Raw genomic sequence first — 16,046 nt, 5'->3', positions numbered from 1 at the left:
GCGAAACTATGTTATTTAAATTATCACGTCATAGTATGAAAAAGATGTTAAAAGATTATATGGTTTTACTTATTGGTCTCGTTATTAGTATTAGTATTTTCTACATGTTCCAAACAATGGCGATGAATAGTGAATTTACGAAAGATAATAGCCTAATTAGTAGTATTAGACTCGTCTTTTGGGTAGGTGCAATACTATTATCTTTCATTACTGTATTTTATATTATATATGCCAACTCTTTCTTACTCACGTTAAGAAGAAAAGAACTCGGTATGTACATGATGCTTGGTGCAAAAAAGAAAAAAGTAGCACAGTTATTATTTATTGAAACATTCGGTATGGGTATTGTCAGTATTATTATCGGTATTTTAGTAGGGATGTTACTTGCAAGTGTAGCAGGAAACTTTTTAATGAATGGAATGGAAATTTCAGCAAAAGGTAGTTATGCATCTGTATACACACCAGCAATTTTAGTTACAGCTATTTTCTTCTTAATACTATTTTTCATTACTGGCTTAATGAACAGTGTCCGATTGTTACGTAAAACTGAACTAGAGTTAATTCGTGAAGATGAAACACTAGATGAAGTAAAGAAAAGTAAAACTCGCATTATTATAATGACAGTACTTGGTGTATTACTAGTAAGTACAGGGTACTATTTTATGATCAATGTAAAAATATATGCTGAATTAGGTTTTATTATAGCAACCATCGTTACAACACTTGGAACATATTTTATCTTTAGTTCATTACTCCCATTTTTTGTGATGAAAATTAAGGGGAATAAAAAACGAAATGAAACGGGCTTAAATAGTTTTACATATGCACAGCTACGCTTTCGAGTAAATAGTTTATCGAGAGTATTAGGTACTGTAGCTATGTTAATTGCATTAGGCGCAGGTGCGATGACGGCAGGTATGGCGTTCCAAAAAAATGTAGGTATTATGACAGACTTTTCTCGTGTATATGATGTTGTAATTCATGATCCGAATGATCAAGACAAAGCTGCCTTAAAAGAAATGGAAATTGTTGAAGAAAGCAAGTACAAATATAAAGTAGATGGAGAAGCGGTTTATTATTTACGTAACGACTTAACTGCGAAACCACCACTTGTTTCAGACCATTTTGATACAAAAACGTTAAAAGAGCCTGTTCGTAAACGTGTGACTGAACCTTTAACTGAACCTGTATATTCAGCTTTAGAGGCTCCTGAATTAGCAAAATTCCCTCGTATGCCAAAGGATTGGGAAGACGCAGTTGTAAGAGAGATACAAATTACGCATAATCAATTTAGCGGAAAACCAGTAAGAATTGCAGACGAAGAGCATTATAAAGGAATTCAAGGAACAGAACACACTGTAACATTAGCAAAAGTAGATGATATGAAAAAATATAAACCGTTATTGATCGAAATAGACAAGAGACAAAAAGCACAAATTGAAAAAGCAACAGGTGAAAAGGTAGACTTATTTACGAAAATGACAATTTATCAGTTTATGAACAGCTTCATGAGCGGAACAATGTTTATGGGATTTTTCCTCGGAATTGCCTTTTTAGCAATGATGGCAAGTTCACTTATGTTCAAAATATTAACAGGTGCTTCTCGCGACGTACGCCGTTATGAAATGTTACGAAAAATTGGTGTGAGACGCAGTATGTTAACGAAAAGTATATATAAAGAAATTTCATATTTATTTATCTTCCCAGCGATCATTGGCATTTCTCACGTTTTAGTAGGGCTTAACTTATTTAGCTTTATATTAGTTGACCCGTTTGTGAAAGTGTGGGTGCCAATAGGAATTTTCTTAGTCATTTATTTCATTTATTACTGGATAACTGTTCAACTTTATAAAGGTATGGTAATGCCGAAAGAAGAGGTAGCTAAATAGTTTATGAAAAGAGTCCTTGTGTTGAGAATAAGGGCTCTTTTTTTATGTTTTTTATAAAGAAGGAAAAGATTGGATAATGGTCGAAAAATATAATATAACTTCCAAGAAATGACTAAAATAATACTATTTTGTCGAGAGAAAGGATACGAAGTATGAAAGCAATGCTACAGTTATTTCGCAACAAAGTGTATGCACGTTTTTTTCTAGCAAATATTTTAGAGCGACTCGGTTCTATGATTGCTGGAATTTCTTTAATGTTTTACTTGTTAGATCAATACGGAAAACAACCAGTTTACGCAACAACGACGCAAATTATGATTGCGTTACCTGCACTAATCTTTTTTCTATTGGTAGGGACAGTAGTGGATCGGTTTGATAGACAGCGTATATGTACAGTAAGTAATATATGTTGTTCGCTTTGTAATATTGGAATCCTAATTTCGCTTTATTACGGGATGATTATACTTGTCTTTATATTTTTATTTTTGGAAAATGCGTGTATACAATTTTTCTCTCCAGCAGAACAATCGATGATACAGGGAGTAGTTGAATCAGACCAATACGGCGCAGCAGCGGGTATTAATCAAATGGTAAATAGTTTGTATGCTTTGTTTGGTGTAGGAATTGCAACGATGGTGTACTGGACTTTTGGAATTTACGGGAGCATTTTAGTAAATACGCTCACTTTTATTATGAGTGGTATTTTGATTCAAACAATCTCCATTCCAGAAAAAGTTCGTTTACCAAATGGTAGAACAAAATGGAAAGAAGTTAATTTGAAGATGTTAATAACAGAGTTTAAAGAAGGGATTAGGTATATATACCAAAATGAAACTTTAAAAAAATTACTTTTAGGATTTATCGTATTTGGATTATTAAATGGTGTTTTAAGTGTATCCACTACTTACATATTAAAATACAAACTAGCTCCAGAAACGTATGAAAGTTTAGCAATGGTGGGCGGTGTAGTTGGAGGGATTTCATTACTAATTGGAAGCATAGTAGCAACGAGTATAGGTAAGAAATATGCGCCAAAATCTATTATAGTTTTTGGTATGGCAGGCTCAGGAGTCTTCTTTGGTATGTGTTACTTTGTAAATTACGTATGGTCTTTTTATGTATGTATCGCTTTAGCGACATTCTTTTTACCGTTTATTAATGTTGCAATATCAGGATGGATGTATGAGATCGTAGAAGAATCGTTTATGGGGCGTGTTCAAAGTTTGCTAAGTCCATTAACGACAGGGTTTCAATTGTTATCTCTTGGAGCGATAGCTATGTTATTCCCGAAATGGATTGAGGCGGATACTTTGTATATTATTTTATTTGGTTTATTATTTTTTGTTACGTGTTTATACCAAGCTATTTTACCTAGTGGGCAAAAGCGAGTACATGTTGTAGCTAAAGAGATGTGACATATTTAGCTCTTTTTGTTTCTAGATATTCTATCGAATGGTAAGGGGTAATAGTTATGTTCATGCGAACTGCTAAGTGGTGTTGGATTACTTGTTTACAATTATTAGCTGCAATTTTATGTATAATCTGTTTAGGTGCGCTCCCTCGATTATTTAAGGGATTGCAAATTGATTTAATCGGTTTTTGGAACACGATTGTGTTTATTGGAGGAAAGTTACTCCGACCATGGGAAATTACATTTGGATTTCGAGACTCGAGGAAATTATTTCCACAAATATGGATTCATTATAGTGAAACGATGATTGTATTTCTATCAGCTTTTTTACTATCTTTGCTTATAGCGTATGTACTTGTTGTTTGGGTATTGCAGCGTTCTCATATGAAACAGAAAATGTGGAACGGGATTTTTCTTACGCTTGAGAGTATACCAGATATACTACTTATCTTATTATCACAACTTCTTGTCGTAATTATTTTTCAAAAAACAGGATTTATGCCGGTCAAACTGGCTGGATTAGGGGAAGAAAGGGTACGTTTGTTACCGATTATATGTCTTACAATACCAACAACATTATTGTTTATTAAGCTTTTGTTATTACGGTTTAAAGAGGAATTAGAAAAAGATTATAGTTTGTTTGCTAAAAGTAAGGGGCTAAGCTTACGGCATATTTTGACACATCACGTTTCAAGGAATGTTTTATTGACGACAATTTATTATGCGAAAACAAATATTTTATTTATGCTATCCAATTTATATATTATCGAATGGATTTTTAATACATATGGAATGTTTGTTTTTGTAAAAGAAAATTCTAAATTAGAAATATTTACAGTGAGTCTAGTTATATTATACGTTCCGCTTTTTATACTATTTCGTATATTACATACGCTTTTACAAAATGTTATAAGGGAGCGTGTGTAACATGTGGCAAGTTGTAAAAAGAGATGTGAGATTTTGGATAGGTATTACTTTTTTGAGTGTATTAATGATTGTTAGTATTGGATATACGGTGTTTTTTGATGGGAATATTCGTGAACTCACGATGATGTATAACGAGAAAGGAGAACTAGAGGCAGCTCCATTTTCGCCATCAAGTAAATTTTGGTTCGGAAGTGATACGAAAGGCCGCGACCTTGTTCAATTAATAATAGAAGGTGCGAAATGGACAGTTGGAGCGAGTATAATTATAGCGACTTTACGAGTTATAGTTGGAGGGGGGATTGGTTTACTTTTTGGTATGTATGGTAAACGATCATTCCCAGTTATCTCATCCTTTTTTGATCCATTCAGTATCGTACCAATGGTTATGATTTCTTATTTTATGTTAAATGAAGTTTTAACGTTTGATAGTGGAGCGGAAGTTGTGCCGTTGTATTTGCGGGTGACATTTCAAATTATAGTTCTTACATGTCTTGCTGTACCAACAGTTATGTTGTATGTAGCGCAAGAAGTTAAACGAATTAAGAAAGAAGAATTTATGTTGGCAGCCACTGTGCTTGGCGGGAGTAAGTGGCAGAGGTTGAAGCGCCATATATGGCCTCATATGTTACCATCATTTCTTTTATTAGTAGCTCAACAATTTGTGAGCACTTTATTACTTCTTTTACATCTTGGTTTGTTGCAGTTATTCTTTGGTGGAACAATAACCTTCAGTGGAATGGATCCAGATAGTGTAACAAAAGAATGGACCGGCCTAATTGGTCAAAACTTCCGGCACTTAACTACTCATACATGGATTGTACTTATACCGATTGCTTTTTATAGTATGACAATTTTAGCGGGAAATCTTATTAGTAATAGTATGCAAGATGCGATTAAGCTAGGAAATGCGAGAAGGACAGAGAGGGAGAGCAAAGAATTACAAGTAGAGAAACAAGTACAACCAACTATGAATGACTTTTCTTTTTATAGGGAGATACAAAAATAAAGAAAGATAGCTGAAGACAAATCGTTTTCAGCTATCTTTTTTCGCTTAAAGTGGTGGTAAATCAATCTTACCTTCTTCAAATAATTCTTTTATCATATGCTTCGTATAACCAGCGGCTTGACCAAATGTGATTTTTGCTGGCATTGGTGCTTCGTTAGCATCTACAACTACATCAATAATACATGGTTTATTTTGTTTTACTGCATTTTCGAAAGCGGGAAGTAGTTCGTCTAAATTCTCAACACGGTATCCAATACCGCCACACGCCTCTGCATATTTTGCGAAATCTGGGTTCGTTAAATCTGTTTCGAATTCGATATTACCCATAACTTCTTGTTCAAATTTAATCATCGCAATTTTATTATTGTTTAATACAACGACAACGATTGGTAGTTTATATTTTACAGCTGTTACGAAATCATTCATTGTCATTCCGAATCCGCCATCACCACAAACCGCAAATACTTGTTTATCGGGGAATGCAATTTTTCCAGCAAGAGCACCAGGTAAACCGCAACCAAGTGTTGCGAGCCAGCTAGAAATGACAAATTGCTGGTTTGTCATACGGAAGTGCCTTGCAGTCCATACTGTTACATTTCCGACATCGACTGATAAAATTGCGTCATCATGTGCTACTTGCTGCAGAGCGTGCATAACACGTTGTGGTTTAATTGGAATAGAAGAATCTTCTTCTTGATCGTGTAATTTTTCTTCCCACTTTTTCATCATTTCTTGATAATGTTCTAAGAAGGAATGGTCTGTGTGTGTTTCAACATTTTCAATTAACCATCGTAATGTTTTATCAGCATCACCAGCTAAACCAATATCTGTCGCATAACGTTTCCCGATTTGGGCAGGATCTGTATCGATATGAATTGTTTTTGCTTTTTCAGGTAAGAAACCAGTGAACGGATAAGAAGTACCAACCATAATTAAAGTATCTGCATGTTTCATTGCTTCATAAGAAGGTTTCGTTCCGATTAATCCTAATCCACCGATACAAAGAGGATGCTCATCAGGAATAATTCCTTTAGCAGGTAATGTAAGTACGATTGGAGCACCAATATGTTCTGCCAATGCAAGTAAAGATTCTCTCGCATGTTTTGTTCCTTTTCCAGCTAAAATCACAGGCTTTTTCGCTTCATTTATTGCGAGTTTCGCCGTCTCTAAGTCTTCTTTTTGTGGAAATAACTCAGGCAAAGTAAAAGAAGTGTTTGTAACACGGGCACCATTTTTTACTTCGAATTTTGGGACATCATCTGGAATAGTAAGAACAGAGACCCCTTTTTTCGTATATGCCATTCGAATCGCTTGATTCACTACAGCAGGTAGTTGCTCTGCTGACATAATACGTTGGTTATAAACCGCAACATCATCAAACATTCTTTCTAAATTTACTTCTTGGAAAAAGTCCGTTCCAAGTAAATCGGTTTCTACTTGACCTGAAATTGCTAGAACAGGGGCTTTATCGAGTTTTGCATCATATAAACCATTTAATAAATGAATGGCACCAGGTCCTGCAATTGCCATACAAACGCCAAGTTTTCCTGTTAATTTCGCATAGGCAGCCGCTGCTAATGCACCAGCTTCTTCGTGGCGAACTTGAATGAATTTAATTTTATCTTGTTTTTTTCTTAAAGCTTCAATGATAGAATTGATGGAATCTCCAGGCATACCATATATGTGTTCTACTCCCCAGTCAATTAATAAATCAACTAATGCTTCACCGGCTGTTTTTCCAAACATAATTGTTCCTCCTTATAATAGGTAGATAACATTATGTTTTGGATAAAAAGGAAAAATATACAAATAAGAAAATTTATCTGGTTATTTGTGATCTAAGAATCAGTGTGGGAGGCACAAAATTTTCACTTTAGCAACTTTAATGATGACCAGCGAATAAAGTGAACAATGTTATTAGTAAAAAACCACTAGTTGCCCACATTAGAAATGTAAGGAAAGAGAGCTGTTTCTTAGCTTTCCAAAGCATTTCATGAATTGTGACATATCCAAGTGAACCAATAGCACTTCCCATAATGAGTCCTTGCAGGTGAAGAGCTTTTCCTTCCATCAAAATGCCAAAAACTGTGCCAGTACCGAGAATAAGAGAAAGTAATAAAGTCGTTAATAAAAAGGAAATATATTTATGTTTTGTAAAAAGAAATGGAATAATTAAAGCTAATCCTTCTGGAATATGGTGAACGACAATTGCTATTAAAAACGGAATGGCAGAGTCATTATGATTTATAAAAGCTGTACCTAACGCAAATCCACTTGGTATATTATGAATAAATATAGCGAAAGAGAGAAAAAGGAAGGTTTGCCATGCTTGTTGATCTTTTTTATGTATCATTGGATGATGACAATAGTTATCTAATAAGCTCATAACTAAAATACCGATGGCTATACCAAGTATAGGCCCAATCATTTCGTAGCTTGAAAATGTTTCAGGAATAATTTCAAGTGATAAAAGCCCAAGTAAAATTCCGCCACATAATGCGTATAAACGATGCATCTTTTCTTCAATGAGTTGGCGTGTTGCTACTCCAACAGCACCTCCTAATAGTAATCCACCGAACGAAAAAAATGTTACAATCATTGGGATCCATAAACGTTCCATAGTATCACACTCCGATTCTATTCCCTTATTTTTAGCTTACGAAAAGGAAAGTTAGATTAGTCCAAGTAATTGTGTTTGAGTATAGAGAAAAAAGTAGTGATTCGTTATAATTTATATATTAAATTTAAGTGAGAAAATGAAAAGGGGAATTGGTTATGCAACAAATTAAAAAAATAGGAAACTCATTTTGGTATATGACACCAGTTTCTGAAACAGATAGACCTATATTAGGAATGGTTGTTGGAAAAGAAAAAACTTTAATGATCGATGCAGGGAATTCAGAAGAACATGCACAATTATTTTTAGAAATGTTAAAAGAACAAAATGTATCAAATCCTGATTTCGTAGCACTAACCCATTGGCATTGGGATCATATTTTTGGATTGCCTGTACTACAAGATGCATTGTCTATTGCACATTCTGAAACGAAAAAAGAGATGAGTACACTTGTTTCTTATGAATGGACAGATGAAGCTTTGGACACACGTGTAAAAGAGGGTACAGAAATTGAATTTTGTGCGGATTGCATCAAGAAAGAGTTTGAAGAAAAAGCGCGAAATATTAAAATTATTCCTCCCACCTTAACGTTCCAGGATCAAATTGAATTAGACCTTGGGGAAGTGACATGCGTATTAAAACATGTCGGCGGGGATCATGCACATGATTCAGTTGTTATTTACGTGAAAGAAGAAAAGATATTATTTTTAGGAGACTGTATATATGCAGATATCTTTTCTTCGAAGTGGAACTATACGACGAAACGAATGTTTAAATTAATAGAAGAGTTGGAGGCATTTGATGCTGAAACTTATATTCTTTCTCATGGGACAGCTATAAGTAGGGATGAGTTTTTACAAGAAATGCATTTGTTAAAAACAGTAGGAACTTATACAGAAATTCATAAAGGTGATGAAGAGAACATAAAGGCAGCGTATAAACGAGACGTAAATAGAGAATTAAATGAAGATGAAATAGAAACAATAACGTTTTTTGTAAATGGTTATGAAATGAATAATCTGTAAGACAAATACATTAATCAAATATAATTAAATTGCACAAAAAGAGTATTGAAATTTAATTCAATACTCTTTTCAATAGTTAAATATATAGTTTCAATCAAATTCTAAATATGGGGTTCATCGTCTGACGTGATTTCATGCTATTTATTTTTCGTATAGATAGTGGTTCAAATAGAAGCTTTCTTTGCTAATTCAGTTATATAGTTAAAAAATCCATTGCGGTTTACATCATATACTACATTTACAGGTCGTCCATCAGCAGTTTTCTCTGTCCGTCCTTGGTTTGGTCCATATGTATGAACGATACTATTAATCGTTTGAGTTTTTGCAAGGTTAGCGTTTCCGACAAACGCAGTAGTTAGTACATCCCATAAATAGTAAGTAGAGTTCGTTGAGAAGTGAACGAGAGGGGGAACCATTGCATAGCATTGACCAAGGAAATCCATACCAATATACTTTCGTTCTTTTGCCCACTGTTCACGTATGTTTATAGTTAACGGAACTTGGTTTGTACTTTCTAGTGTCACTAAGTCGATTTTAATTTTTGCATCCCATACACGAGCTACTGCTTCAGGGTCCCAAAACGAATTCCACTCAGCTGTTCCATCATGCTCTGGTTCATGCACATTGCCTGCTGTAAGAAATGTACCACCCATCCAAACGAGACGTTCAATTTTATCTTCGATGATGGGAGCTTCATATAATGCACGAGCAAGGTCAGTTAGGGGCCCGGTAAATAATAAAGTTGTTTTTCCTTCCGTTTGTAGAAGCGTTTCTATTAAATGGTGATGTGCAGGCTTTGCCGCCATGGGTGTTACAACTTTTCCAGACTCATTTAAAATTGGTAAAGCATCTACATAAAATGCATGCATCCGCCAATCTTTCGGAAACGGATTTTTCCCACGAGAGTTTGACGCTGCTACTGCAATATTATCTTTGCCGAAGCGATCGATAATTTTACGACTTGCAGATATTGCTGGTTCTAAATAGCAATCTGCTGGGATAACAGATACACCAGTAAGTTCAATGTTTTCCATTTGAAGTAATAAAAATAGTGAAATTAAATCATCTACGCCGCCATCATGATTGAAGTACACTTTTTTCTTCATTGTAATCTCCATCCTATATGATTTAGTTAGAAATTAAATATGAATGGAGGAAAAGTCATCAATAATTTCCACCACTTCAATTTCTCCATTAATCAGTAGCTCAGGAAGTTCATTTCTAATAGATCCTTTCCAATATTCTCTAGCTTGTTCAATTTTTTGAGAAAAAGGAATACCATCTTCTTTCGGTAAAAGATTCCCGTCACCTTCAAAAGAGCTTCCGATTATTCGTAGTTTAACAATCTGTAAAACTTCTCGATTGTAAGAATCAAATAATGCTTTCCATTTTAAAGCATCTTCATAGCTTTTAGCAGCGTATAAACAAGATAATCTGGAAGGGTATTCAGGGAATTCTTGTAGTCTAACCATTTCTACAATTGTTTCTCTAACTGCTCTAACTGTTTGATCCATATAACTCATAACTACTTTAGCATTTTCATTATTTATATGTAATTCGTCATTTTTATAGTGATTATTTAAAATTTGTATCCCATCTTCACCACTAGCATTTAATTGTTCTCTTTCAAAAAAGAAGCTATATAAAGTATTAGTCTGATTTTTATCAAAATGAATGATTTGTCCGATCTTCATTTTTTTCCTTGTAACGATGTGATATGCGTAAAATTCTGCTTCATTCATGGTTATCCTCCTAGTAATAATGTAATGCAATGTTAAATTTAGTAATTCAACATTGAAATATATAAAACCTTTATAAATAAAAGTGAGAATTTGAGTTGAAAGTAAAGAAAATACATGAAAACGTTTTAAATTTGTTCACAAAATGTTCACTTACGAAGGGGTTTCCAATGTCGATATAATGACAAAGACTCAAAGAGAAAGGATGATGAAATTTGTCAACCACAAGAAAGGAAAACCTCCAATTTGGCATGATGATGTGCCTTGGAATGGTTATCGTAATGACGTTTTACAATTTACTAATGAATGAAACAGGAGGACCAATTTATATTAAAGAGATTGCATTAGAACTATTAATTGGCTTTATTATTGCGCTATTAATTGAAATATGTATCGTTGGACCTTGTGCGAAAAAAATTGTATTCTTGTTACCGTTTGATAAATCGAAGAAAATAAATATTATCATTGCGATGGCAACAGCTATGGTAATCGGAATGGTGTTCTTTATGTCATTTTTCGGTATGGCTATGATGTATTTACATGGTGGACTACAAGGAGATTCATTTGTTTCAATTTATTTCTCAGTTTTCATTAAAAACTTCATGATGGCGTATCCATTGCAATTAATTATTATGGGACCGCTTGTGCGTTTCTTATTTACGAAGTTTGTTATGAAAAATAAAAATGTTAAAATAGCGTAGATTATTTCTTATTATTAATCTATAGGAATTTAATAATATTAATTTGGAAGTGAACACAAAATTCAAATAGTAAGGGGAGAAAAAACTTGACAAAAAAACGCTGCTAAATGTAATAGTTAAAAATCTGGATGAATTAAAGTTAGTTGGATTTCACGTTCAATGTGAAGGGGATCAATACGCAAATGAAATTCAAAAGCATCATTACTTTTAAGTGAGCGTCAAGGTGAAATTAAACAAATGACAAATCCATCGCAACAAATTGGTGCATTCTTTGTAGAAAGCCGAGAAGAAGATGATGAATATTGGATATGTGTTGAGGCTAAAGAGTTTGAAGATATTCCTAGTGATATGTCAACTTTGATAGTACCATCACAAAAGTATGCAGCTTTGAATTATAAAGGACCAAATTATAAAATAACGAACGTGTATTCAAGTTTACATGAATGGATTGAATATAAAGGATATAAAAGGTTGAAAGGTAAATGGCATATTGAGAAATTCTATAGTTGGAAAGATTGTGAAGATATTGATGTAGAACTATTGGATACAATTGAATAGTAAGTAATTCGTGCAGTTGGAAGTAAAGTATAGAAGACCTCATAAAATTGAGGTCTTTTTTTGATAGGATGAATATATATGTTTTTGATATTTTACTTATCAAATTGCAAATGAACAAACTTCAACATCCTTATTAAGTTTACAATTCGCATCATAATACGCGTACTACCATCCCAATCCTTATTTGTAGGTATATCTTTAAAGAAAGGGGAACAGCTCAATACTTTTATGTTAGAAGACCATTTTTCTATTGATTTTGGATTGTTTACGTAAAAATACATCATAGCACCGTTATTACCGGATTTCTTTACAGTAGCATTCGAAAGATTCAGTGCGAACTTTGATTCCGCATCAAAATATAGCTCTCCTCCAGGGAAGCGCTTTGATATAGCGACTATAATCTCTTTTAAATTTTCTTCTTTAAAGTAATAAAACACACCTGCTGATATAAAAAGAATACCGTCGTTTGGATCATATTTTATATCGTCAAACCAAGAAGTATCAAAAAATGATTTAGCGATGCTAATATTTCTAGGTGTATCTTCAATTAAAGTTTTGCGAAAAGAGATTGCATCGGGCAAATCAAGGTTGTACCAATGTATTGTACCGTTATCGATTCTTGAAAACGTAGTGTCTAGTCCGGAACCGATATTTACAATAGTAGCATTCGGGTGTTTTGTTATAAATTGTTTTATCGTATCGTCAATTTTTCGTGCACGGGTAATGTAAGTAATACAGCCGTATTCACCAAATGTATTGGCTATTGTTGAGAAGTCAAAATCACATTCTTTAATAATCCGAATTGCTTCTGTATCATCTAAAATACCCTTATTTTTCTCACTGCCATATGCTCTTCCCCATAGTGGAATAAGCATCGTACCTTGTACGGATTGTAAATCTAATTCTTTAACCATGAAATATCCTCCGTTTAATCATAAACAATATATTTAGTCGTTATTTAACATTTTTGAGAGCATTGTATTTGTTTTATATAGTCCGTAAGTTAAATCTCGTTGATCTTCTTCACTTAGTTTTTCAAGATTATGAGTGAAATTATTATATATTTGTTTCCATCTCTCATAATGTACCTTTTCAGCTTTTTCTGTCAGAGAGATTAATATAGCTCTTTTGTCTACCGTATCTTGCTTTTTTACAATGTATCCGTTTTGTTCTAAGTTACGTACTGTTACACTTAATTGTTGTTTAGGGATGTTTAAATAACTAGCAATCATTTTTAAATTTACAGGCACCTTTTGCTGGGCGATATACTCTACTACGTGTTGCTCTAAATGTGTAAATTCAGAGGATTTCTCCGATAGTAATTTAAAAGTACCTGACATATTTAATAATAAATTCATGTATTCGTTTAATAATTCATTTTGGGTCATTGTTTTTGATTCCTTTATGAGTTTAGTCATTATTTTATTACTAAATTAACTATAAATCAATTTAAATTACTTATTATAGTAAATAAATATTTACTAATAATCGATTTTTCGAAGTGATGTGAACTGAATTATGAGGGGGACGAGAAGTGGTTTTAGATAAGGAGAATATGACCGAAAATAAAATATTACTAAACATATATAACTAATGAATACAATGTCTTTTTCAGTTATTATGTTGTAAATAATTTTATGATAAAATCTTTTTACATAATTTAATAAAGGGGTAGTATTCTCCTGGTTATTTCTCAAATGGCTTATTAGTTTTGTTTGTGCTTATCGTATGTAGTTGTATAATTTTTGGTTAATAATATAATGAGAGTCTTATATAAAAAAGGTTATCTCACTTGAGATAACCTTTTTTATGAATTTATTTTCTCAACCTTTTTATTCGGTGTTTTTTTATTTTCACTCAATATTTTCTACATTTAAACACTTAGTTTCACAGTAATAGCCTTTGCCGCCAACATAAACTTTTTCTATTTCATTCTTGCTATTGATTGCTAATTTAACTAATATTTCGGAAGGCGAGTGTAAAGAATAACCTTGTTCAAATACATAGACTTCTTTTTGCAAGTTGTGCTGTTCATAGAGATAGCAAGCTAATGCACCATTTGAAGTTCCAGTCGCTGCTTCTTCATTGATGTCGTATAGTGGAGCAAAATTTCTGCATATAATTCGATTGTCATTAAAAGTATATAGATGCATCCCGACAACATTATAATACTTGCTAATTTCTTTAATTTTTTCAAAATTAGGTTGCAGTGTATGTAATTGTGTTTCGCTTTTTATAGGAATTAAAATATCTTTTAAGCCCGTGGAGACAATTTGAATTGGGTATGTATTGTCTATAGCTTTAATGTCAAAACAGTCGATGAACTCGTTTGGAGATACAACATCATAGAATATCGGTTTGTTTTGTTCCATGAATATGATGTCATCTTTTATGGTAATAGTAAGAACGCCGCTGTTCGTTTCAATCGTATAGCGATTCCTGAAAAGTTTATTTAAATGCATCAGTATCGTGAAAGAGCCAATTGTGGCATGACCACATAAATCAACTTCTTCTTTTGGTGTAAAATACTCAAATTTATAATCAGCAATTTCAGATTCTGATATAAATGCGGTTTCCGCATAGCCTAGTTGTTTGGCTATTGCCATTTTTTGAGTAGTGGTCAATGTATTCTCAATAAATACCACTCCTGCCTTATTTCCGCCTTTATGATCTTTGCTAAATGCACTTGCAACATAAACGAATATTTTCATAAGACACCTTCCTTTCTCACTTATAGTAAATTGTAGCATAGAAAGCACTACGTATAAATGTTGTTGGATAAATTTGCTATAAAGCAAGAGACAAACTATTTTTTAGCATCTGAACTCTCCGAAAATAGTTTGTCTACAGTCTGATAAAAGAAGGAATTCTATCTTTCTTATTGAAGTTTGTTCTAGTTATTTTTACGTCGATCAGATTTGTGTAAAGGGAATTTTATGAAATATAAACAAGCCAGAGAATAGGGAGTATTTACATGGAAAATAGTATACGCTACACAAGTGAACATCCTACAGATTTTAATGGATTAGTAGCCTTGTACGAATCTTTAGGATGGAATTCTCTGAAATTAACGGTTAATGAATTGGAACAAATGTGTAAACAAAGTTGGTATGCAATATATGCATTTAAAGAGCAACAATTAATTGGTATGGGGCGTGTTATATCCGATGGAGTAATAACAGGCATTATTTGTGGCGTGTGTGTATTACCAGAATATCAGTCCATTGGTATTGGGAAAGAAATAGTAGAACGATTAATCCAGCACTGTGAACAAAAGAAGGTTATTCCACAACTTATGTGTGTGGAAAAATTGCAATCTTACTATGAATCTATAGGGTTTGAGGCATTCTCTATTGGGATGACAAAACATAGTATAAGATAGCGATGCTTTATATTTTCAGTTTACTCTCACATATTTTCAAACTTCAGTATAAAGGAGAATAGCTGTATGGAGATTGCTAAAGGGGTAGACATGTTACAACTTGAATTTCAAGAATTTGTTATTCACCCCATTCTTTTATGGGATGATGAAATGGCAGTATTAATAGATACGGGTTTCCCAGGACAAATTGAAGATATACAAGTAGAGATGGAAAAGGTTGGAGTATCATTTGATAAGTTAAAAGTTGTGATTTTGACGCATCAGGATATAGATCATATAGGTAGTCTTCCGGAGTTGTTGCATCGCTGTGGAAATAATATTAAAGTTTATGCGCACGAACTAGATAAGCCATATATTGAAGGGGATTTACCTTTATTGAAAGATGGAAATATAGAGAACCCACCAAAAGGAAACGTGAGTGATACTGTGATTGACGGGCAAGAACTTCCGTATTGCGGTGGAATACTAATTCTTCATACTCCAGGGCATACTCCGGGTCATATCAGTTTATATTTGAAACAAAGTAAAATTCTTATTGCAGGAGACTCTATGTATAGCGTGAATGGGATGTTAGGAGGAATTCACGCCCCAACAACTATAAATATTAAGGAAGCACAGCAGTCTTTGAAGAAGTATTTAAATTTAGATATTGAATCTGTAGTATGTTACCATGGGGGATTAAGCAAAGGGAATATAAATCTTCAACTTCAAAAGTTGTAAAAGTTGAAGTGGAATTTTTTGTAAACAGCGTTGAAGTAGAATCTGGTTATTAATAAATAAATAAATAAATA

At 33.3% G+C, this 16,046-nt stretch carries 16 protein-coding genes; 9 read left to right on the top strand and 7 right to left on the bottom strand.

Going from position 1 to position 16,046, the window contains the following annotated elements; genetic code table 11:
* Positions 1 to 8 precede the first annotated feature (8 nt).
* From COK05_RS06190 to COK05_RS06175, 4 genes are all read left to right on the top strand, one after another.
* A complete protein-coding gene (locus COK05_RS06190; protein WP_048564091.1) occupies positions 9 to 1,889 on the top strand; it encodes an FtsX-like permease family protein in 1,881 nt (626 codons plus the stop codon).
* Positions 1,890 to 2,032: 143 nt separating this feature from the next.
* A complete protein-coding gene (locus tag COK05_RS06185) occupies positions 2,033 to 3,304 on the top strand; it encodes an MFS transporter (protein ID WP_255290307.1) in 1,272 nt (423 codons plus the stop codon).
* A 56-nt stretch (positions 3,305 to 3,360) separates the two neighbouring features.
* The gene (locus tag COK05_RS06180; RefSeq protein ID WP_141538912.1) at positions 3,361 to 4,227 is read left to right on the top strand and encodes an ABC transporter permease subunit; all 867 of its coding nucleotides are present in this window, start codon (positions 3,361 to 3,363) and stop codon (positions 4,225 to 4,227) included.
* Between the two features lies 1 nt (position 4,228).
* A complete protein-coding gene (locus COK05_RS06175) occupies positions 4,229 to 5,233 on the top strand; it encodes an ABC transporter permease (protein ID WP_098611876.1) in 1,005 nt (334 codons plus the stop codon).
* Positions 5,234 to 5,278: 45 nt separating this feature from the next.
* On the opposite strand, the gene COK05_RS06170 is transcribed toward COK05_RS06175, so the two are convergent.
* On the bottom strand, positions 5,279 to 6,979 hold the full coding sequence (locus tag COK05_RS06170; protein ID WP_098611875.1) for a pyruvate oxidase: 1,701 nt from the start codon (positions 6,977 to 6,979) through the stop codon (positions 5,279 to 5,281).
* 136 nt (positions 6,980 to 7,115) lie between these two features.
* Complete coding sequence (locus tag COK05_RS06165) at positions 7,116 to 7,853, bottom strand: ZIP family metal transporter (RefSeq protein WP_098611874.1); 738 nt, start codon at positions 7,851 to 7,853, stop codon at positions 7,116 to 7,118.
* Between the two features lie 155 nt (positions 7,854 to 8,008).
* Here COK05_RS06165 and COK05_RS06160 point away from each other — a divergent pair, with 155 nt between their 5' ends.
* Positions 8,009 to 8,875, top strand: a complete 867-nt coding sequence (locus COK05_RS06160; protein WP_098611873.1) for an MBL fold metallo-hydrolase — start codon at positions 8,009 to 8,011, stop codon at positions 8,873 to 8,875.
* Positions 8,876 to 9,039: 164 nt separating this feature from the next.
* On the opposite strand, the gene COK05_RS06155 is transcribed toward COK05_RS06160, so the two are convergent.
* Both COK05_RS06155 and COK05_RS06150 read right to left on the bottom strand, forming a co-directional pair.
* Positions 9,040 to 9,993: a nucleoside hydrolase gene (locus tag COK05_RS06155; protein ID WP_141538911.1), complete on the bottom strand. Its 954-nt coding sequence runs from the start codon at positions 9,991 to 9,993 to the stop codon at positions 9,040 to 9,042.
* Between the two features lie 21 nt (positions 9,994 to 10,014).
* Positions 10,015 to 10,617, bottom strand: a complete 603-nt coding sequence (locus COK05_RS06150) for a DUF2441 domain-containing protein (RefSeq protein WP_098611871.1) — start codon at positions 10,615 to 10,617, stop codon at positions 10,015 to 10,017.
* A 212-nt stretch (positions 10,618 to 10,829) separates the two neighbouring features.
* Between COK05_RS06150 and COK05_RS06145 the strand changes: the two genes are divergently transcribed.
* Entirely contained in the window at positions 10,830 to 11,315 is a 486-nt protein-coding gene (locus tag COK05_RS06145; protein WP_098611870.1) for a DUF2798 domain-containing protein, read from the top strand.
* Positions 11,316 to 11,552: 237 nt separating this feature from the next.
* On the top strand, positions 11,553 to 11,873 hold the full coding sequence (locus COK05_RS06140; protein ID WP_255290306.1) for a GyrI-like domain-containing protein: 321 nt from the start codon (positions 11,553 to 11,555) through the stop codon (positions 11,871 to 11,873).
* 92 nt (positions 11,874 to 11,965) lie between these two features.
* On the opposite strand, the gene COK05_RS06135 is transcribed toward COK05_RS06140, so the two are convergent.
* The 3 genes from COK05_RS06135 to COK05_RS06125 all read right to left on the bottom strand — a co-directional run bounded on the left by COK05_RS06135 (position 11,966) and on the right by COK05_RS06125 (position 14,584).
* Complete coding sequence (locus COK05_RS06135) at positions 11,966 to 12,787, bottom strand: class I SAM-dependent methyltransferase (RefSeq protein ID WP_098611869.1); 822 nt, start codon at positions 12,785 to 12,787, stop codon at positions 11,966 to 11,968.
* A 33-nt stretch (positions 12,788 to 12,820) separates the two neighbouring features.
* Positions 12,821 to 13,261, bottom strand: a complete 441-nt coding sequence (locus COK05_RS06130) for a MarR family winged helix-turn-helix transcriptional regulator (protein WP_098611868.1) — start codon at positions 13,259 to 13,261, stop codon at positions 12,821 to 12,823.
* Between the two features lie 465 nt (positions 13,262 to 13,726).
* Positions 13,727 to 14,584, bottom strand: coding sequence for a PhzF family phenazine biosynthesis protein (locus COK05_RS06125; RefSeq protein ID WP_098611867.1), 858 nt, complete (start codon positions 14,582 to 14,584; stop codon positions 13,727 to 13,729).
* 263 nt (positions 14,585 to 14,847) lie between these two features.
* Here COK05_RS06125 and COK05_RS06120 point away from each other — a divergent pair, with 263 nt between their 5' ends.
* Together COK05_RS06120 and COK05_RS06115 are read left to right on the top strand one after the other, a co-directional pair.
* On the top strand, positions 14,848 to 15,255 hold the full coding sequence (locus tag COK05_RS06120) for a GNAT family N-acetyltransferase (protein WP_098611866.1): 408 nt from the start codon (positions 14,848 to 14,850) through the stop codon (positions 15,253 to 15,255).
* A 66-nt stretch (positions 15,256 to 15,321) separates the two neighbouring features.
* On the top strand, positions 15,322 to 15,975 hold the full coding sequence (locus COK05_RS06115; RefSeq protein WP_098611865.1) for an MBL fold metallo-hydrolase: 654 nt from the start codon (positions 15,322 to 15,324) through the stop codon (positions 15,973 to 15,975).
* Positions 15,976 to 16,046 lie beyond the last annotated feature (71 nt).

It is taken from the genome of Bacillus cereus, from assembly GCF_002567495.1.
Lineage (GTDB): Bacteria > Bacillota > Bacilli > Bacillales > Bacillaceae_G > Bacillus_A > Bacillus_A cereus_AQ.
This window is presented reverse-complemented; position numbering and strand designations above follow the sequence as displayed.